Origin of the sequence: Bradyrhizobium elkanii USDA 76, assembly GCF_023278185.1 — a bacterium.
GTDB lineage: Bacteria > Pseudomonadota > Alphaproteobacteria > Rhizobiales > Xanthobacteraceae > Bradyrhizobium > Bradyrhizobium elkanii.
In genome coordinates this window covers 8,268,895-8,288,920 of sequence record NZ_CP066356.1, presented here as the reverse complement: position 1 = coordinate 8,288,920, position 20,026 = coordinate 8,268,895, and the positions used below count along the sequence as shown (strand labels likewise).

Here is a 20,026-nt window from a genome sequence, read left to right as displayed (position 1 = left end):
ATGGCAATTGACGATTCATCTTCCTCAATCTTCTCGCCCTGGCCCGACCGGTTGCGCCACTCCGCGCTGATCCTGCTTGCCGCGGCGCTGGCCTTGAGCGTGGTGGTCGCGCTCGGCGAATTGTCGCTGGTGCGCGCCAGCGCCGTGTTCGTCTGCATCGCGGCCGCGGCGCTGGTGCCATGGCGGCTGCATGATGCCGGAACCTCGCGCGAGGATGTCCGCGGCGTCAATCCGGTCGAGGCCGCCGCCGTCAGCGCGGTCGTCGCCGGCATGCCGGACCCGGCCGTGCTGCTCGATCGCGCCGGCCGCGTCATCCATCTCAACACCGCCGCGGCGCAGCTCGCGCCCGCGCTGCGCAAGAACGAACTGGCGCAATTTGCCCTGCGTTCGCCGGAGATCATCACCGCGCTGCGCGAGGCGATCGCGACCACCGAGCCGCGCCGCGCCACCTACACCGACCACGTTCCGGTCGATCGCTGGATGGAACTGGTGATCACGCCGGTGCCGGTGCCGACCCAGTTCGGCGGCACCGAGAAGTGCATGCTGATGACCTTCCACGACCTGACGCCGCTGCGCCGGGTCGAGGAGATGCGCGCCGACTTCGTCGCCAATGCCAGCCACGAGCTGCGCACGCCGCTCGCCGCCTTGTCCGGCTTCATCGACACGCTGCAGGGGCCGGCGCGCGAGGACGCGCGGGCGCGCGAGCGTTTCCTCGGCATCATGCACACCCAGGCGACCCGCATGGCGCGGCTGATCGACGATTTGCTGTCGCTGTCGCGGGTCGAGCTGTCGGCCCATGTGCGGCCCGAGGCCTCGATCGATGTCGTGCCGATCATCCGCCAGGTCGCGGACGGGCTCGAGGCACTGGCCAGCGAGCGCCAGGTCGAAATCGAGGTCGACCTGCCTCAGGCCCCGGTCATGATTGCCGGCGACCGCGAGGAACTGCTCCGCCTGTTCGAGAACCTGATCGAGAACGCCCTCAAATACGGTGCCTCCGGGGGCCGCGTCATAGTGTCGCTGAATCAGGCCGTTTCGGGCGCATCGGGCGAGGGGGCTCCCGAAATCCGTGTCATGGTACGGGATTTCGGCCCCGGCATCGCCCCGGAGCACCTGCCGCGGTTGACCGAGCGCTTCTACCGGGTCGACGTCGGCGACAGCCGTAACCAGGGCGGAACGGGCCTCGGATTATCGCTGGTGAAACATATTCTTAACCGTCATCGCGGGCGCCTTTTGATCGAGAGCGTGCCGAAGAACGGCGCCGCTTTTACCGCCTGTTTTCCTCGGCCGAAGACCCCGTTACCAACCCAAAGCTAAGCGTTTTCAGCTGCTTAACGCTGTCATCCAACTGTCATCCAACCTTCGTAAAAGCAGCACCGACCGCTCCTAGATGGACCGGCGTGAGCGCGATCGGGCGCATTCGGCGCTTCGCTCACAGGATGGAGACCACCCCATGAATTTCATCAAAGCAATCGTCGCAGCCGGCATGGTCGCCGCTTCGACGTCGGCCTTCGCTGCCGATATTACCGGCGCGGGCGCGACGTTTCCGTTCCCGATCTATTCGAAGTGGGCTGACGCCTACAAGAAGGATACCGGCAATGGCCTGAACTATCAGTCGATCGGTTCCGGCGCCGGCATCAAGCAGATCCAGGCCAAGACCGTGACCTTCGGCGCCACCGACGCTCCGCTCAAGGCCGAGCAGCTCGAGAAGGACGGCCTCGTCCAGTGGCCGATGGTGATGGGCGCGATCGTTCCGGTCGTGAACGTCGAGGGCGTCAAGTCGGGCGAGCTGGTTCTCTCCGGCGAAGTGCTCGGCGACATCTATCTCGGCAAGATCACCAAGTGGAATGACGCGGCGATCGCCAAGCTCAACCCGAAGCTGACCCTGCCGGGCGATGCGATCACCGTCGTGCGCCGTTCGGATGGTTCGGGCACCACCTTCAACTTCACCGACTATCTCTCCAAGTCGAATGCCGACTGGAAGTCCAAGGTCGGTTCCGGCACCGCGGTCGAGTGGCCGGTCGGCGTCGGCGCCAAGGGCAACGAAGGCGTTGCCGGCAACATCAGCCAGACCAAGAACGCGATCGGCTATGTCGAATATGCCTACGCCAAGCAGAACAAGCTGACCTACACCGCGCTGGTCAACAAGGCCGGCAAGACCGTGCAGCCGACCATCGCCGCCTTCCAGGCCGCGGCGTCGAACGCCGACTGGGCCAAGGCTCCCGGCTACTACGTGATCCTGACCGACCAGCCGGGCGAAGCCTCCTGGCCGATCACCGCGGCGACCTTCATCCTGATGCACAAGGACTCGACCGACAAGGCGGCCTCGCAGGAAGCGCTCAAGTTCTTCAAGTACGCCTTCGAGAAGGGTGGCAAGGCGGCCGAAGAGCTCGACTACATCCCGATGCCGGACTCGGTCGTCAAGCTGATCGAGAAGACCTGGTCCTCGGACATCAAGAGCTAAGTCCGACGCTGCGACAGGACCTGTGCCGACTCGATCGCGGCACAGGTCGAGCGACCAAGACCCGGTCTCCATCACCGCGGCAACAAGCGCGGGATCGAGGCCGGGGTTCGCGCCTCAAGGGGCGTGGCTGGAACGACGACGCCCGGCCAAATGCGTCAGTGAAGATCGCTTCGGGGCGTAGCGGTTTGCGTGGCTTTTGCATACTAAAGAGGGGATTGGCGTGGCAGACATGGCTGTTCAGAGCGATGTGATGGAAGCCGCGGGACCTTACGATCGCGCCAAGGCCCTCAGCGCCTTCAAGCTCGGTGACCTCACCTTCTATTGGATCACCCGCATCTCGGCGATTTCGGTTCTGTTGATCCTCGGCGGCATCATCCTGTCGCTGATCGTCGGCGCCTGGCCGGCGATGAAGGAATACGGCTTCGCCTTCCTCTGGACGCAGCGCTGGGCGCCCTCGGCCGATCCGCCGGTGCTCGGCGCGCTCGGCCCGATCTACGGCACGCTGATCACCTCGGTCATCGCGATGCTGATCGCCATTCCGGTCGGCATCGGCATCGCCGTGTTCCTCACCGAGCTCTGCCCGCAAGTGCTGCGCCGCCCGATCGGCATCGCGATCGAGCTGCTCGCCGGCATCCCCTCGATCATCTACGGCATGTGGGGCTTCTTCGTGCTTGGCCCGTTCCTGGCGAACACGTTCCAGCCTTTCATGATCCGGATCTTCGAGGGCGTCCCGGTGCTGGGCGCGGTGTTCGCAGGCCCGCCGTCCTATCTCAGCCTGTTCAACGCCGCGCTGATCCTTGCGATCATGGTGCTGCCCTTCATCACCGCGATCTCGGTCGACGTGTTCAAGACCGTGCCGCCGGTGCTGAAGGAGGCCGCCTACGGCATGGGCTGCACCACCTGGGAAGTCGTTCGCAGCGTCGTGATCCCCTACACCCGCGTCGGGGTGATCGGCGGCATCATGCTTGCGCTCGGCCGCGCCCTCGGCGAGACCATGGCAGTGACCTTCATCATCGGCAACTCGTTCCGGATCTCGTCGTCGATCTTCGCGCCGGGCACCACGATCTCGGCGGCGATCGCTAGCGAATTCGCCGAGAGCGACGGCCTGCACCAGTCCGGCCTGATCCTGCTCGGCCTGCTGTTGTTCGTGCTGACCTTCTTCGTGCTCGCCGGCGCGCGGCTGATGCTGATGCGGCTTGAAAAGAAGGCGGGGAAGTAACGCCATGAACCCGATCTACAAATCCCGCCGCCGCAGCGACATCGTCATCCGCGCACTCTGTGTCGGCGCGGCGCTGTTCGGCGTCACCTGGCTGGCGCTGATCCTGATCACGCTGCTTTATAACGGCCTTACCGGCCTCAGCGTGCAGCTGTTCACCCAGAACACGCCGCCGCCCGGCTCGACCGAAGGCGGCCTGCTCAACGCCATCGTCGGCTCGCTCATCATGACGGTGATCGGCGTCGGCATCGGCGCGCCGCTCGGCCTGTTCGCCGGCACCTACCTCGCCGAATACGGCAAGCACGACAAGCTGACCTCGGTGATCCGCTTCATCAACGACATCCTGCTCAGCGCGCCCTCGATCATCATCGGCCTGTTCATCTATGGCGCGGTGGTGGTGCCGATGCGCGGCTTCTCGGCGATCGCAGGCAGCCTCGCGCTCGCGGTGATCGTGATCCCGGTCGTGCTGCGCACCACCGAGGACATGCTGCTCCTGGTGCCCAATCCGCTGCGCGAGGCCGCCTCCGCGCTCGGCCTGCCGCGTTCGCTGGTGATCAAGCGGATCGCCTATCGTGCGGCGCGATCGGGTCTGATCACCGGCGTGCTGCTGGCGACCGCCCGCGTCGCCGGCGAGACCGCGCCGCTGCTGTTCACCGCGCTGTCGAACCAGTTCTTCAGCCTGGATCTGACCAAGACGATGGCCAACCTGCCGGTGACCATCAACAACTTCGTGCAGAGCCCCTACGCCTACTGGAAAGAGCTGGCGTGGAGCGGTGCGCTGCTCATCACATTCACCGTGCTCGCGTTGAATATCGGCGCGCGTATCCTTGGTGCCGAAAGGGCCGCAAAATGACCGAGCTTTCCGTCTCCACGACTGCCGCGGGCCACGTTCCCCAGGTTCCGCTGCCGGAAGCGCCGCCGAAAGTCACGGTGCGCAACCTCAACTTCTATTACGGCGAGCACCACGCGCTGAAGAACATCAACCTGACGCTCGGCACCAACCGCGTCACGGCGTTCATCGGCCCGTCCGGCTGCGGCAAGTCGACCCTGCTGCGCATCTTCAACCGGATGTACGACCTCTATCCGGGCCAGCGCGCGGTCGGCCAGCTGATGCTGGACCAGACCAACATTCTCGACCCCAAGCTCGACCTCAACTTGCTGCGCGCGCGGGTCGGTATGGTGTTCCAGAAGCCGACGCCGTTCCCGATGACGATCTACGAGAACATCGCCTTCGGCATCCGCCTCTACGAGAAGATCTCGAAGTCCGAGATGGACGACCGGGTCGAGAAGGCGCTGCGCGGCGGCGCGCTGTGGAACGAGGTCAAGGACAAGCTGAACGCCTCCGGCCTGTCGCTCTCCGGCGGCCAGCAGCAGCGCCTGTGCATCGCGCGCACCGTGGCGGTGCGCCCCGAGGTGATCCTGTTCGACGAGCCGTGCTCGGCGCTCGACCCGATCTCGACCGCCAAGGTCGAGGAGCTGATCCAGGAGCTCTCCGAGGACTACACGATCGCGATCGTCACCCACAACATGCAGCAGGCGGCGCGCGTCTCCGACAAGACCGCCTTCATGTATCTCGGTGAGCTGATCGAGTTCGACGACACCAACAAGATCTTCACCTCACCGAGCGATCGGCGCACCCAGGACTACATCACCGGCCGGTTCGGCTAGAGCATGATCCGGAAAAGTGGGAACCGGTTTTCCGATCGGATCATGCTAAAATTCAGGACACGAAACCATGATCCCCGGGATCATGGTTGAGGGAGACAAGCGATGGCTTCTGAACATACCGCCAAGGCATTCGACAGCGATCTGCAGGAGTTGACGCGCCTGGTCGCCGAGATGGGCGGCCTGGTCGAGCGGATGATTACCGAGTCGGTCGACGCGCTGATCCGTCGCGACGTCGCGCTCGGCAAGCGCGTGGTCGCCGCCGACATCGAGATCGACAATCTGCAGCGCAACATCGAAGAGCGCGCGGTGCTGACGATCGCGCGCCGCCAGCCGATGGCGATCGACCTGCGCGAGATCGTCAGCGCGATGCGTGTCGCGACCGACCTCGAGCGGATCGGCGACCTCGCCAAGAACATGGGCAAGCGCGTCGCGGCGCTGGAGAGCGATTTCCAGCCGCTGAAGCTGATCCGCGGCCTCGAGCACATGACCGACCTCGTGCTGTCGCAGGTCAAGTCGGTGCTCGACGCCTACGCCGCGCACGACCTGCCGGCGGCGATGAACGTCTGGAAGGGCGACGAGGAGGTCGATGCGATCTGCACCTCGCTGTTCCGCGAACTGCTCACCTACATGATGGAAGATCCGCGCAACATCTCGTTCTGCATCCATCTGATGTTCTGCGCCAAGAACATCGAGCGGATCGGCGATCACGCCACCAATATCGCCGAGACCGTGTTCTACATGATCGAGGGCCAGCAGATCACCGACAAGCGCCCGAAGGGGGACATGACCACTTTTGCCACCACGGTGCCGGGCAACTGAGGCATGATCGGCAAGTGCGGGACCGGCAAGAGCGAAACTGGATGATCCTCGCGACAAATCGTTTCCGCGGGGACTATGCTCAAGGAAGTAAGCGTTTCGGTTTGCGTCTGGGCAACGGATCACCACAGAGAAAGAACTTAAACCGATGAGCGCACGCATTCTGGTAGTCGAAGACGAGGAAGCGCTGACGACGCTGTTGCGCTACAACCTCGATGCGGAAGGCTACGATGTCGAGACGGTGGGGCGCGGCGACGATGCCGACACGAGGCTGAAGGAGCGCGTTCCCGACCTCGTGGTCCTCGACTGGATGCTGCCGGGCCTGTCCGGCATCGAGCTGTGCCGTCGCCTGCGGGCGCGGCCCGAGACCAAGCAGCTTCCGATCATCATGCTGACCGCGCGCGGCGAAGAAAGCGAGCGCGTGCGCGGACTTGCCACCGGCGCCGACGATTACATCGTCAAGCCGTTCTCGGTGCCGGAACTGCTGGCGCGGGTGAAGGGCCTGTTGCGCCGCGCGAGCCCGGAGCGGCTTGCGACCGTGCTGACCTATGGCGACATCGAGCTCGACCGCGAGAAGCGCCGCGTGGCGCGCTCCGGCCGCCCGATCGATCTCGGGCCGACCGAGTATCGCCTGCTCGAATTCTTCCTCGAGCATCCCGGCCGCGTGTTCAGCCGCGAGCAGCTGCTCGACAGCGTCTGGGGCCGCGACATCTACATCGATGAGCGCACCGTCGACGTGCATATCGGCCGCCTGCGCAAGCTGCTCAATCCCGGCCGCGAGCAGGATCCGATCCGCACCGTGCGCGGCGCCGGCTACGCGCTCGACGACCGCTTTGCCAAGGCCGAGCCGCAGCCGTAACGGGCGCGTGGCCATCGCAAGCCGCATCACCGGCGTCGTCCCGGCGAAAGCCGGGACCCATACGCCGCGGCCGGCGTAATCGGCACGTGGCCAGACGGCTTTCTAACAACACGCATTAGTGATTATGGGTCCTGGCTTTCGCCGGGACGACGCCGGTGATGTAATGGGCCACGAGCCACAAAAAAATCCCCGCTTTCGCGGGGATTTGTTTTTGAGTTCTTCCGTCTTTTCCCGAGTGCTCACTTGATCTGCGGTTTCGCCGACGGCCGGCGGCGATCGGCGGCGGGCTGGTAGGCGACGCGCGAGTGATGTGCGCAATAGGGCAAGCCGGCGAGCGCCTTGCCGCCGCAGAAGAAGAATTCCGGGCTCGAGGGATCGCCGACCGGCCAGTGACAGGTGGCCTCGTTGAGCTCGAGCAGCGACAGCCGCTGGCTCATCGGCACCACATTGTCGTAGGAGATCGGATCGGGCTCCATCTCGACCTCGAAGGCGTGCGCCAGCGCGGTGTTGCCGCGCGACACCGGCCGCGCTACCCGCATCATGTGCTGGGCGGGGCGGGCCTTGCGCTGCCGCGGCGCGGCCGTGGAGGGTGCCTTGGCGCGGCCGGAGAGGCCGAGCCGATGCACTTTGCCGATCACGGCGTTTCGCGTCACATTGCCAAGTTCCGCCGCGATCTGGCTGGCCGACAGGCCAGACTCCCAGAGCTTCTTCAGCTGCTCGACGCGATCGTCGGACCAGGTCAATACAGTCATCGCATTCTTCCCTTCGCGTAGCGCCGGCCAATCATTGGAGCGGCGCTGCGAGCCAATCTGGACAAATATCCCTGCGGCCAGAATCCCTTAGCCCTCGCCGGGCACGGTGTTGCGCCCGAACGTTTACGCGAGACACGAAGGCTACTTAGAGGGTCCAGTACCGCCGCACGAGATGTCGTACCCGACAGGCCAAACGCTACAATATGGCGTGACTCTGGCGCAAGAGTCCGCGGCCGTGCGTCCACATGTTCCCACACAGTTAAGCATCGCGATGAGGCTTTTCCACCGCACCGGAATGCTCCGGATTGCGCTCGTTTCGCATTGCAGGAAGGCCACTTCGTGGCGATTGACACTTACTGACCGCAGCATAGAATGCCCACCACGTGCCGCCCGCAAAGGCGGCCGTTTTGTTTTCCGAAGCTGGCCGTTGCTGCGCTGGCGTCAAGGCGCGCGGCAATTGTCGGCTTAAAAACCGTCAGTGAACGCCATGACCAACGCTGCCACGTCGCATCTGCTCCCCGTCTTCGCCAGGGTCGATCTCGGCTTCGAGCGCGGTGAGGGCGCCTGGCTGATCGCAACCAACGGCGACCGTTATCTCGATTTCACCTCGGGCGTCGCGGTCAACGCGCTCGGGCACGCGCATCCGCATCTGGTCAAGGCGCTGCAGGAACAGGCGACCAAGCTCTGGCACATGTCGAACCTGTTCAAGAGCCCGGACGGCGAGGCGCTTGCCGCGCGGCTGTGCGAGCAGAGCTTTGCCGACTTCGTGTTCTTCTGCAATTCCGGCGCCGAAGCGATGGAGGGCGTGATCAAGCTGGTCCGCCACTATCACTTCTCCAAGGGCCATGGCGAGCGCTACCGCATCATCACCTTCGAGGGCGCCTTCCACGGCCGCACGCTGGGCACGCTGGCGGCGACCGGCTCGACGAAATATCTCGAAGGCTTCGGCCCGCCGATGGACGGCTTCGACCAGGTGCCGCATGGCGACATCGAGGCGGTGAAGAAGGCGATCGGTCCACACACCGCCGGCATCCTGATCGAGCCGGTGCAGGGCGAGGGCGGCGTGCGCTCGGCGCCGCAGGCGTTCTTCAAGGCGCTGCGCGCGCTCTGCGACGAGCACGGCCTGCTGCTCGCCTTCGACGAGGTGCAGACCGGCATGGGGCGCACCGGCGAGCTGTTCGCCTACAAGCGCACGGGCGTCACGCCGGATGTGATGTCGCTGGCCAAGGCGCTCGGCGGCGGTTTCCCGATCGGCGCGGTGCTGGCGACCGCGCAGGCTGCGGCCGGCATGGCGCCCGGCTCGCACGGCTCGACCTTCGGCGGCAATCCGCTCGCGGTCGCCGCCGCCAATGCCGTGCTCGACGTCATGCTGAAACCCGGCTTCTTCGAACATGTGCAGAAGATGTCGCTCTTGCTCAAGCAGAAGCTCGCTTCCGTCGTCGACCGCTATCCCGGCGTGCTGTCGGAGGTGCGCGGCGAGGGGCTGTTGATCGGCGTCAAGGCGGTGGTGCCGTCGGGTGACCTGATCGCAGCACTGCGCAACGAGAAGCTGCTCACCGTCGGTGCCGGCGACAATGTGGTGCGGTTCCTGGCGCCGCTGATCGTGACCGAGGCCGAGATCGATACGTCGATCACCGCGCTCGAGCGCGCGTGCTCTGTACTGTCGGCGGCGCAGCCGAAGAAGGCGGCGGGATAATGAGCAAGCCGGTCCGTCACTTCCTCGATATCAACGAGCTGCCGCTCGGCGAGCTGCGCAACATGCTGTCCGCCGGCGCCGCCATGAAGGCGAAGCTGAAGGCGCACGAGAAGGGCAGGAAGCCGCTCGAAGGCAAGACGCTGGCGATGATCTTCGAGCGCCCGTCGACCCGCACAAGGGTGTCGTTCGACGTCGGCATGCGCCAGCTCGGCGGTGAATCCATCATGCTGACCGGTGCCGAGATGCAGCTCGGCCGCGGCGAGACCATCGCCGACACCGCACGCGTGCTGTCGCGCTATGTCGATGCGATCATGATCCGCATCCTCAACCATGACGCGCTGCTCGAGCTCGCTGCCCACGCCACCGTCCCCGTCATCAACGGCCTGACCCGGCGTTCGCATCCCTGCCAGGTGATGGCCGACCTCATGACCTATGAGGAAAATCGCGGCTCGATCGAAGGCAAGACCGTGGCCTGGACCGGCGACGACAACAACGTGCTGGCCTCCTGGGCGCATGCCGCCGAGCGGTTCAAGTTCCAGCTCAATGTCGCGACCCCGCCGGAACTGTCGCCGAAGAAGCCGATGCGCGACTGGATCAAGGCGACCGGCGCGCCGATCATGCTCGGCAGCGATCCGGAAGCCGCCGTGCGCGGCGCCGACTGCGTCGTCACCGATACCTGGGTGTCGATGGGCGACAAGGAGGGCGAGCATCGCCACAACGTGCTGCGGCCCTATCAGGTCAATGCCAAGCTGATGTCGCTCGCCAAGCCGGACGCACTGTTCATGCACTGCCTGCCCGCGCATCGCGGCGAGGAGGTCACCGACGAGGTGATCGACGGGCCGCAATCCGTGGTGTTCGACGAGGCGGAAAACCGCCTGCATGCGCAGAAGGGCATCCTGGCCTGGTGTTTCGACGCGGTCGCGTAGCGCCCATTCAATGCTGTCGTCCCGGCGAAGGCCGGGACCCATACGCTGCGGCCGATGAAAGAGGCACAAGGGGAGACGCCTTGTGCCGCGACAAAATCCCGTGGTCATAGGTCCCGGCCTGTGCCGGGACGACGATCTCGCGTTGAGTGAACCCCTTTCGTTTTGCGGTCCGAGACCCCAGATAGAGCGCCATGGTTTCACAATCCCCCGACATCAAAATCACGCCCGAGGCGCCGGTTCGCGCGCCCTCAGCCGTTCCTGTCGACGATGCCGTGCTGGCCTTCGAGGTCGGCGCGCTGGACCTGCGCGGCCGGCTGACCCGGCTCGGCCCCGCGCTCGACGAGATCTTGCACAAACACGATTATCCGCCCGCGGTCGGCAAGCTGCTCGGCGAGGCGATCGTGCTGACCACGCTGCTCGGCTCGTCGGTCAAGTTCGAGGGCCGCTTCATTCTGCAGACCCGGACCGACGGTCCGGTGTCGCTCCTGATCGTCGATTTCCAGGCGCCTGACCGGCTGCGCGCCTATGCGCGCTACGACGCATCGCGCCTGAAGAATGGCCAGAGCTCGGGCGAGCTGCTCGGTAAGGGCCACCTCGCGATGACAATCGATCAGGGCTCGAACACCAGCCGCTACCAGGGACTGGTCGCGCTCGACGGCGGCGGCCTGGAAGAGGCCGCCCATGAATATTTCCTGCGCTCGGAGCAGATTCCGACGCGGGTGCGCCTTGCGGTCGGCGAGGAGATGCGCGGCGGCGAGGGCGGCAAGCTGCGCTGGCGCGCTGGCGGCATCCTGCTGCAATTCCTGCCCAGGGCGCCCGAGCGCGCCAAGCAGGCCGATCTGCATCCCGGCGATGCGCCGGAAGGCACCGCCGCGCATTCCGTGCCGGATGACGATGCGTGGGTCGAGGGTCAGTCGCTGATCTCGACGGTCGAGGATGTCGAGCTGATCGATCCCGATCTGTCCGGCGAGCGGCTGCTCTATCGCCTGTTCCACGAGCGCGGCGTGCGCGTCTTCAACCCGCAAACGCTGCGCGCGCAGTGCTCCTGCTCGCGCGATGCGGTGTCGTGTATGCTGAAGAGCTTCGCGCCGAACGACCGCGCCGAGATGGTGAAGGACGGCAAGGTCGTCGTGACCTGCGAGTTCTGCTCGTCGGTGTATGAGTTCACGCCGCAGGAAGCCGGCGTGGAGTAGACGCGTTCGTCATCGTAGCCCGGATGAAGCCAACGGGTCGCGCGAACGCGCGCCCGATGACAGGCTCCGCGAAATCCGGGGCCGCTCCAACCGCGCATGCACCTGTCCCGGATTGCGCTGCGCTCAATCCGGGCTACGCTGGCGTCAGTTCAACACCCTTTTCCCGCCAGGGCTCGGGCTATCCAACGAAAATGTCGGCACATCGATGTCGAAGCGCTCGCCGGCTTCGGTGACCATCTGGTAGCTGCCGGTCATGAAGCCGGAGGCGGTCGGCAGCGGCACGCCGCTCGTATATTCGAAGCGTTCGCCGGGCGCGAGCACCGGCTGCTCGCCGACCACGCCCTCGCCGCGCACCTCCTGGCGGCGGCCGGTGGCGTCGGTGATGATCCAGTGCCGCGTCCGCAGCTGCACCGTTTCCGGGCCCGAATTGACGATCACGATCCTGTACGACCAGAAATATTCGCGCCGGTCGACCGACGAGCGCTCCGGCATGAAGTTCGGCTCGACGGTGACTTCGATCTGGCGGGTAACGGCGCGGTACATGCGGCTCAATCCGATGGTCCTGGCGCATGGTCCGTTTTCGACCGGATCATGCTCGAACAGGGCGCCATCATAGCCAATTGAACCGCCGGAACCAATCGCCTGCCGGGCCGTGAAAAGGCGGCCCAAGGGCGGTCCGTTCATCGTGGTTTCAACATAGTTCCGCTCTAAAGCGCGGCCGCATGCCGCCGCACTCCGTGCTTTGTCGGCAACTCGCGGACCGATATTATCTTTTCAGCACGGCGTGCGGGGCGTCCGCAGCCGACACGGTGTTTGATGAGCTCGATTGCCGACCCCATAGCCGGTTCGCCGGTGGCTGACGCCAAGGCCGAAGTAAAGGCTGAGGCCGAGGCGAAGGTTGCTGCGCCCGCGATCACGCTGCCGGCGACCGGCGAGCGCGAGCTCCGCCTCGATCTGTTCCGCGGGCTCGCGCTGTGGCTGATCTTCATCGATCATCTGCCGACCAATCTTCTGACCTGGCTGACGATCCGGAATTACGGCTTCTCCGACGCCACCGAGATCTTCATCTTCATCTCCGGCTACACCGCGGCCTTCGTCTACGGCCGCGCCATGCTGGAGGGCGGCTTCGTGATCGCGACCGCGCGCATCCTGCGCCGGGTCTGGCAGATCTATGTCGCGCATGTCTTCCTGTTCACGATCTTCCTCGCCGAGATCTCCTATGTCGCGACCTCGTTCGAGAACCCGCTCTACAGCGAGGAAATGGGGATCATGGACTTCCTCAAGCAGCCCGACGTCACCATCGTCCAGGCGCTGCTGCTGCGCTTCCGTCCCGTCAACATGGACGTGCTGCCGCTCTATATCGTCTTGATGCTGTTCCTGCCGCTGATCCTGTGGCTGATGAAATGGAAGCCCGATGTCACGCTCGGCCTCTCGGTCCTGCTCTACGCGCTGACCTGGCAGTTCGACCTCTATCTCTCGGCCTATCCGAACGGCTTCTGGGCGTTCAATCCGTTCGCCTGGCAATTGCTGTTCGTGTTCGGCGCCTGGTGTGCGCTCGGCGGCGCGCGGCGGATGTCGCGCATCCTGTCGTCGAACATCACGATGTGGATCTGCATCGTCTATCTGGTCGCGGCGTTCTTCGTGACGCTGACCTGGTACGTGCCGCAGCTCGGCCACATCATGCCGAAGGTGATCGAGCAATGGATGTATCCGATCAACAAGACCGACCTGGACGTGTTGCGGTTCGCGCACTTCCTGGCGCTCGCCGCGCTCACCGTGCGCTTCCTGCCCAGGGACTGGCCGGGGCTGAAATCGCCCTGGCTGCGACCTTTGATCCTGTGTGGCCAGCACTCGCTTGAGATATTCTGTCTCGGGGTCTTCCTCGCCTTCGCCGGTCACTTCGTGCTTGCCGAAGTATCTGGCGGTGCCGCACTGCACGCCTTGATCAGCGTCTGCGGCATCCTCATCATGTGCGGCATGGCGTGGATCATTTCGTGGTACAAGCACTCCGCCGACAAAGGCGCCTCGAAAAAAGGCGCCGCCGGCAACGCCGATATGGCGGGAGGGGGAGCATGAAGTCCGCGCGGACGATGCTGGGCCTGACGCTGCTCGCAGCCTGCCTGACGGCCGGTTTGGCGGTGGCGCCCGCGCGCGCCGGCGACACGGCGGAGCCGGCACCGCCGCCGCCCTGCGACGTGCCCGCCTATCTGCTTTCGAGCGAGAGCTCGCTGCCCAAGGTCACCGACGCCATCAAGTCCAACCGGCCGCTCAACGTGCTGGTGGTCGGCAGCCGCTCCTCGACCATCCAGGGCAACGAGGCGAGCGCCTATCCGGCCACGCTGCACGCGGCGCTGAAGGAGGCGTTGCCGTCGTCGACGATCGATCTATCCGTAGAACTACAGGGAAAGAGCACCGCCGAGGAGACCGCGGGAACTCTTGTTAAGCTTGTTGAAGCAAAAAAGCCTACTTTGGTTATCTGGCAGACCGGAACGGTCGATGCTATGCGAGCGGTCGATCCCGATGATTTCCGTACCGCGATCAACGAAGGCGTTGTTGCGTTGCGGGACGCCGGGACCGACGTGGTGCTGGTCAATCTGCAATACAGCCCGCGTACGGAGACGATGATCTCTGCGCCGCCATATCTCGACAACATGAAGGTGGTGGCGCAGCAGCACGACGTTCCGCTGTTCGACCGGTTCGCGATCATGAAGCAGTGGAGCGACGCCGGATATTTTGACCTGTTCAGCACCTCGCATGGTGTCGATCTGGCCAAGAAGGTTCATGCCTGTCTCGGTCGCGCACTGGCGAAATTCGTGATCGATGCGGCCCATCTGGGCCCGGTGCAGCAGAATTAGAGGAAGCAGAGTAAGTAAATGCGTTTCGCCTTCCCTTTTCGCGCTTCCGCAGGGCGAGGTCTGTGCGCCGTGGCAGTGCTGGCGCTGCTCGCGCCTTTCGCGGTCGCGCCGTCGCGCGCGCAGACCGGGCAGCATGCGGCGCTTTCGTCCGACGGCAAGACCGAGGCTGCAAAGCCTGACGCGACGCAGCCCGCTGCGACGGCCGATGCGACCAATCCGCCGCAACCGAGCGTCGCCGCGAAGGCGTTCGACAAGGTGAAGCAGGCCGCGAAATCCGCCAGCGACATCTTCCACCGCGTGCCCTGTCAGCAGCCCAAGGGCGTGCCGAACAGCACCGGCTCGCTGCCGCATGTCGCGGCCAAGCTCGCCGCCGGCAAGCCGGTCGTCATCATCGCGTTCGGCTCGTCATCGACCCAGGGCTATGGATCGTCGGCGCCGGAATTCACCTATCCGAACCGGCTCGCCGGACAGTTGCGCCGGCAGTATCCCTCCGCCGACATCACCGTGCTCAATCGCGGCAAGGGCGGCGAGGACGCGCCCGAGATGATGGCGCGGCTGCAAACCGAAGTGATCGACGTCCATCCCGACATGGTGATCTGGCAGGTCGGCACCAACGCGGTGCTGCGCAACCTCGATCCTGCCGAGACCGCCAAGCAGGTCGAGGACGGCGTGGCGCGCCTTCAGGCGTCCGGCTCCGACGTCGTGCTGGTCGATCCGCAATATTCGCCGCGCGTCACCGAGCGTCCCGAAAGCGCGCGCGGCATGGTGAAGCTGCTCGGCCGCATCGCCGCCCTGCGTCATGTCGGCATCTTCCCGCGCTTCGAGGTGATGCGCGACTGGCACGAGAAACAGGCGATCCCGATCACCGATTTCGTCACTGCCGACGGCCTGCACATGAACGACTGGGGCTACGCCTGCTTCGCCCAGCTGCTCGGCGACGACATCATCCGCTCGGTCGGCGCGATCAAGATCGGCGTCAACGTCCCCGCCGACGTCAGGACCTACCGGCCGATGTGATCGGGCGCTGTCTCTCTCGTTGCGTTCGCTCTATCACCGTCACCCTGAGGAGGCCGCGCAGCGGCCGTCTCGAAGGGGCGACGGCCCGACTGTGGCCGTGCATCCTTCGAGACGCGCTTCGCGCTCCTCAGGATGACGCGGCTGGCAGCATTGCCGTCATTTGCCTTAGCCGTAACGCTAGCACCAATCTTGACCTCGCCGCGGTAATCCGCTCCCTTTGCGCCTGCACCAATTCCTCTCGGGATGAAGCTCTTTAAGGGAAACGCTCATGTCTTTCGTGCTGGCCATCGATCAGGGCACCACATCGTCGCGCGCCATGGTGTTTCGCGGCGACATCTCCATCGCCGCCGTCGCGCAGCAGGAGTTTCCGCAGCATTTCCCCGCCTCCGGCTGGGTCGAGCACGAGCCGGAGGACATCTGGACCTCGACCGTGATGATGTGCCGCGAGGCGCTGGAGAAGGCCGGCCTCAAGGCGAAGGACATCGCCGCGATCGGCATCACCAACCAGCGCGAGACCACCGTGGTGTGGGACCGCGCCACCGGACAGGCCGTGCACCGCGCCATCGTCTGGCAGGACCGCCGCACCGCCGACATCTGCGCAAAACTCAAGGCGGACGGCCATGAGCCGGCGATTTCGGCGAAGACCGGTCTCATTATCGATCCCTATTTCTCCGGCACCAAAGTCGCCTGGATCCTCGATCACGTGCCGGGCGCGCGTGAGCGCGCCGAGCGCGGCGAACTGCTGTTCGGCACCGTCGACTGCTATCTGTTGTGGCGGCTTACCGGCGGGAGGGTCCACGCCACCGACGCCACCAACGCCTCGCGCACGCTGCTGTTCAACATCCACACCGGCGCCTGGGACGACGATCTCGTCAGGCTGCTGCGCGTGCCGCGCTCGATGCTTCCCGAGGTGAAGGATTCCTCCGCCCGGTTCGGCGAGAGCATAGCCGATCTGTTCGGCGGGCCGATCGCGATCTCCGGGATTGCCGGCGACCAGCAGGCCGCGACCATCGGCCAGGCCTGCTTCGAGCCCGGCATGATGAAGTCGACCTACGGCACCGGCTGCTTCGCGCTGCTCAACACCGGCACCACGCCGGTGGCCTCGAAGAACAAGCTGCTCACCACGATCGCCTACCAGCTCGGCGGCCAGCGTACCTATGCGCTCGAAGGCTCGATCTTCGTCGCCGGCTCCGCGGTGCAGTGGCTGCGCGACGGGCTCGGCATCATCAAGCACGCCGCCGAGACCGGGCCTCTTGCTGACAAATCAGACTCCATGCAGAGCGTCTATCTGGTGCCGGCCTTCGTCGGCATGGGCGCGCCGTACTGGAATCCGCGCGTGCGCGGCGCGCTGTTCGGGCTGACTCGCAACACCGGTCCGGCCGAGCTCGCGCATGCGACGCTGGAGAGCGTCTGCTACCAGACCTTCGATCTGTGGGCCGCGATGCGCACCGACTGGCCGGAGGCCAATGCCGCCAACACCGTGCTGCGCGTCGACGGCGGCATGACCGCCTCGGACTGGACCATGCAGCGGCTCGCCGATCTGCTCAACGCCCCGGTCGACCGCCCGATGATCCAGGAGACCACGGCGCTCGGGGCCGCCTATCTCGCCGGCCTCGATGCCGGCGTCTATCCGGAGCCCGCCAAGTTCGCCGACAATTGGCGGCTCGAGCACCGCTTCAGGCCGGCGATGAGCCAGGCGACGCGCGAACGCAAGCTCGCCGGCTGGGCCTGTGCCGTGAAGGGCGTGCTGGCGAGCGACGAGGGGGAGTAGTAATGATCTGATGTTGCGGCAAGCTCGCTGCACCTCTCCCGCTTGCGCGGGGAGGTCGCATTGCATCGGAGATGCAATGCGGGTGGGGGCTCTCCCCGCATCATGACCAGTCCCATCGCAGCGACACCTCCACCCCGGCCCTCTCAGCGCGAGCTTTTGCTCGTCGCGACCCGCAAGCGGGAGAGGGGGCGCACCACCACTGCGGCTGAAGACGCCTCACAACCAATAACAACCATCGGAGAACAACATGAACACGGATCTCAACCGCGTCGCCAAGCTACTCACCGCCGCACTCTGCGCCGCAATACTCACGGCACCCGCCACCGCACGCGAGAAGCCGAGCCCGCTCGTCGCAGCGCGCGAGGTCAAGACCGACGTCGCGGGGCTGAAGGCGCCGGGGCAGATCCTGGTCGATGTCTGGGGCATCCCGCACATCTATGCCGGCAACGAGCACGATCTGTTCTTCCTGCAAGGCTTCAACGCCGCGCGCGACCGGCTCTGGCAGATCGATCTCTGGCGCAAGCGCGGGCTCGGCCTCTTGGCGAAGGACTTTGGCCCCGCCTATGCCGAGCAGGACAAGGCGCTGCGTCTGTTCCTCTATCGCGGCGACATGAATGCGGAATGGGCCGCCTACGGCCCGAAGGCGAAATCCTATGCGGAGGCGTTCGTCGCCGGCGTCAATGCCTATGTCGCCGACGTCCAGGCGGGCAAGCGCGCGCTGCCGATCGAGTTCAGGATCGCAGGTACGATGCCTGACCTGTGGTCGGCAAAGGATGTCGTGCGCGTCCGCAGCCATGGCCTGACCCGCAACGTCGCCTCCGAGGTGAAGCGCTCGCGGGTGGCCTGCGCCGCAGGCCTCGATGCCGATCGCTTCCGCGTCAAGCTGGAGCCGGCCTGGACCACCAGGATCCCCGATGGCCTCGATCCCTGTAGCGTGCCGAAGGCGGTGCTCGCCGCCTACGATCTTGCCACGCGGCCGGTGAAGTTCGCCGCGCCGAAGGACCAGAAGGCGGCCCTGGCGCATGATCCCGACACGTACCTCGCCGAGGCCGACCAGCAGCGCGACACCATCGGGTCCAACAACTGGGTGATCGCGGCATCGCGCACCGCGACCGGACGTCCGATCCTCGCCAACGATCCGCATCGCGAGCACTCGGTGCCGTCGCTGCGCTACATCGTCGGGCTCAACGCGCCCGGCATCTCCGTGATCGGCGCCGGCGAGCCGGCGCTGCCGGGCATCTCGATCGGCCACAACGACACCATCGCGTTCGGGCTGACCATCTTCAACGTCGACCAGGAAGACCTCTACGTCTACGAGCTCAACCCCGACAATCCGAACCAGTACCGCTACGGCACCGGCTGGGAGGACATGCGGATCGTGCACGAGAAGGAAGCGGTGAAGGGCGAGGCCGACCGCGAGTTCGAGCTGAAGTTCACCCGCCACGGCCCGGTGATTTTCGCCGACGCCGACAAGAAGCACGCCTTCGCCGTGCGCTCGATCTGGTTCGAGCCGGGCACCTCGGCCTATTTCGGCTCGTCCGATTACATGACCGCGAAAAGCTGGAACGGCTTCCTCGGTGCGATGCGGCGCTGGGGCGCGCCGTCGGAGAACCAGGTTTATGCGGATATCAGCGGCAATATCGGCTGGGTCGCCGCCGGCAAGACGCCGCGCCGCGCCAGTTTCGACGGCCTGATGCCGGTGCCCGGCGACGGCCGCTACGAGTGGCAGGGCTTTCTGTCGCTCGACGAGCTGCCGAAGCTGTATCAGCCGAAGCAGGGCTTCATCGCCACCGCCAACCAGATGAACCTGCCGGCGGATTATCCGGTGGGTGAGCGCAGGGTCGGATTCGAATGGGCCGACGGCGCGCGCTGGCAGCGCATCACCGAGGTGCTGCAGGCCAACAGCAAGGTGACGCTGGCGGACGCGATGGCGCTGCAGAACGACGACACCGGCATGCTCGCGCGGCGCCTCGTCGCGCTGCTGAAGCCGCTCACGTCGGATGATGCGAACGTCAAGAAGGGCCTCGATCTGCTCAAGGCGTGGGATGCGCGCGACGCGGCCGACAGCGCGGCCGCCGCGGTCTACGAGGTGTGGATCGCAAACCATCTCGGCCCGGTGTTGCTCAAGACCACCGCGCCGAAGGCTGCCGAGCTGATCGCGCCGGAAGCCTCCAGCATCTCCGCCATTGTCGGCTATCTCGAAAAGCCCGACGCCGCGCTCGGCAACGATCCCTCAGCCGAGCGCGACCGCGTGCTGCGCGACAGCCTCGGCGAGGCGGTCGCCGACGTTGCCGACAAGCTCGGTCCCGATGCGTCGACCTGGCGCTGGGGCCGGCTGCACGTCGCGCAATTCAATCACGCGCTGATGCCGCTCGCCGACAAGGCGACCGCGGCGCAGATGCAGGTCGGCCCGCTCGCCTTTGGCGGCGCCGCCAACGTGCCGCGCGCCGCCACCTATCGCCGCTCCGACTATCATCTGATCTCCGGCGCTTCATTCCGCATGGTGCTCGATGTCGGCAACTGGGATGCGAGCCGCGCCGTCAACACGCCCGGCCAATCCGGCGATCCCTTCAGCGGCCACTACCGCGACCTCGCGCCGCTGTGGGCGACGGGCCAGTATGTGCCGCTGCTCTACAGCCGCGGCGCGGTGGAAGCCGCAACCGCGGAAGCAATCACGCTGACGCCGAGGTGAGGGGCGCGCCACCGACTCCAGTGTCGTCCCGGGTCATCGACCCGCCTCGCCGAAGCTCGAAGAGTGAAAGCGGAAGCGCGATCCGGGACTCATCGGTGCGAATG

At 65.6% G+C, this 20,026-nt stretch carries 17 protein-coding genes; 15 read left to right on the top strand and 2 right to left on the bottom strand.

What is annotated here, in order from left to right; genetic code table 11:
• The 7 genes from JEY66_RS39285 (at window position 1) to phoB (ending at window position 7,020) form a co-directional block, all read left to right on the top strand.
• Entirely contained in the window at window positions 1–1,314 is a 1,314-nt protein-coding gene (locus tag JEY66_RS39285; protein ID WP_026192164.1) for an ATP-binding protein, read from the top strand.
• Between the two features lie 136 nt (window positions 1,315–1,450).
• Window positions 1,451–2,461: a phosphate ABC transporter substrate-binding protein PstS gene (pstS, locus tag JEY66_RS39280; protein WP_016844062.1), complete on the top strand. Its 1,011-nt coding sequence runs from the start codon at window positions 1,451–1,453 to the stop codon at window positions 2,459–2,461.
• 229 nt (window positions 2,462–2,690) lie between these two features.
• A complete protein-coding gene (pstC, locus tag JEY66_RS39275; RefSeq protein WP_016844063.1) occupies window positions 2,691–3,680 on the top strand; it encodes a phosphate ABC transporter permease subunit PstC in 990 nt (329 codons plus the stop codon).
• 4 nt (window positions 3,681–3,684) lie between these two features.
• On the top strand, window positions 3,685–4,530 hold the full coding sequence (gene pstA / locus JEY66_RS39270; protein WP_016844064.1) for a phosphate ABC transporter permease PstA: 846 nt from the start codon (window positions 3,685–3,687) through the stop codon (window positions 4,528–4,530).
• Entirely contained in the window at window positions 4,527–5,345 is an 819-nt protein-coding gene (gene pstB, locus JEY66_RS39265) for a phosphate ABC transporter ATP-binding protein PstB (protein ID WP_016844065.1), read from the top strand. The genes pstA and pstB overlap by 4 nt, the downstream gene beginning before the upstream one ends.
• A gap of 102 nt (window positions 5,346–5,447) precedes the next feature.
• On the top strand, window positions 5,448–6,164 hold the full coding sequence (gene phoU, locus JEY66_RS39260; protein WP_016844066.1) for a phosphate signaling complex protein PhoU: 717 nt from the start codon (window positions 5,448–5,450) through the stop codon (window positions 6,162–6,164).
• Between the two features lie 145 nt (window positions 6,165–6,309).
• Window positions 6,310–7,020, top strand: a complete 711-nt coding sequence (phoB, locus tag JEY66_RS39255) for a phosphate regulon transcriptional regulator PhoB (protein WP_016844067.1) — start codon at window positions 6,310–6,312, stop codon at window positions 7,018–7,020.
• Between the two features lie 239 nt (window positions 7,021–7,259).
• Here the strand turns inward: phoB and JEY66_RS39250 are convergent, their stop codons facing one another.
• Window positions 7,260–7,772 carry a GcrA family cell cycle regulator gene (locus JEY66_RS39250; RefSeq protein WP_018269585.1) on the bottom strand — a complete coding sequence of 171 codons (513 nt, stop codon included), beginning with the start codon at window positions 7,770–7,772 and terminating at the stop codon, window positions 7,260–7,262.
• A 487-nt stretch (window positions 7,773–8,259) separates the two neighbouring features.
• Between JEY66_RS39250 and JEY66_RS39245 the strand changes: the two genes are divergently transcribed.
• From JEY66_RS39245 to JEY66_RS39235, 3 genes are all read left to right on the top strand, one after another.
• Window positions 8,260–9,468 carry an aspartate aminotransferase family protein gene (locus JEY66_RS39245; RefSeq protein ID WP_018269586.1) on the top strand — a complete coding sequence of 403 codons (1,209 nt, stop codon included), beginning with the start codon at window positions 8,260–8,262 and terminating at the stop codon, window positions 9,466–9,468.
• Complete coding sequence (gene argF, locus JEY66_RS39240) at window positions 9,468–10,394, top strand: ornithine carbamoyltransferase (protein ID WP_016844071.1); 927 nt, start codon at window positions 9,468–9,470, stop codon at window positions 10,392–10,394. The genes JEY66_RS39245 and argF overlap by 1 nt, the downstream gene beginning before the upstream one ends.
• Before the next feature lie 191 nt (window positions 10,395–10,585).
• On the top strand, window positions 10,586–11,587 hold the full coding sequence (locus tag JEY66_RS39235) for an Hsp33 family molecular chaperone (protein WP_016844072.1): 1,002 nt from the start codon (window positions 10,586–10,588) through the stop codon (window positions 11,585–11,587).
• Between the two features lie 144 nt (window positions 11,588–11,731).
• Here JEY66_RS39235 and apaG read toward each other — a convergent pair whose 3' ends face one another.
• Entirely contained in the window at window positions 11,732–12,130 is a 399-nt protein-coding gene (apaG, locus tag JEY66_RS39230) for a Co2+/Mg2+ efflux protein ApaG (protein ID WP_026192166.1), read from the bottom strand.
• A 273-nt stretch (window positions 12,131–12,403) separates the two neighbouring features.
• On the opposite strand from apaG, the gene JEY66_RS39225 reads away from it, so the two are divergent.
• The 5 genes from JEY66_RS39225 to JEY66_RS39205 all read left to right on the top strand — a co-directional run bounded on the left by JEY66_RS39225 (window position 12,404) and on the right by JEY66_RS39205 (window position 19,922).
• On the top strand, window positions 12,404–13,663 hold the full coding sequence (locus JEY66_RS39225; RefSeq protein ID WP_026192167.1) for an OpgC domain-containing protein: 1,260 nt from the start codon (window positions 12,404–12,406) through the stop codon (window positions 13,661–13,663).
• Complete coding sequence (locus JEY66_RS39220; protein WP_018269587.1) at window positions 13,660–14,442, top strand: SGNH/GDSL hydrolase family protein; 783 nt, start codon at window positions 13,660–13,662, stop codon at window positions 14,440–14,442. The genes JEY66_RS39225 and JEY66_RS39220 overlap by 4 nt, the downstream gene beginning before the upstream one ends.
• Before the next feature lie 18 nt (window positions 14,443–14,460).
• Window positions 14,461–15,459, top strand: coding sequence for an SGNH/GDSL hydrolase family protein (locus tag JEY66_RS39215; RefSeq protein WP_026192169.1), 999 nt, complete (start codon window positions 14,461–14,463; stop codon window positions 15,457–15,459).
• A 268-nt stretch (window positions 15,460–15,727) separates the two neighbouring features.
• Window positions 15,728–17,230, top strand: coding sequence for a glycerol kinase GlpK (glpK, locus tag JEY66_RS39210; protein WP_016844077.1), 1,503 nt, complete (start codon window positions 15,728–15,730; stop codon window positions 17,228–17,230).
• Window positions 17,231–17,477: 247 nt separating this feature from the next.
• On the top strand, window positions 17,478–19,922 hold the full coding sequence (locus JEY66_RS39205) for a penicillin acylase family protein (RefSeq protein ID WP_016844078.1): 2,445 nt from the start codon (window positions 17,478–17,480) through the stop codon (window positions 19,920–19,922).
• The last annotated feature ends 104 nt before the right edge of the window (window positions 19,923–20,026 follow it).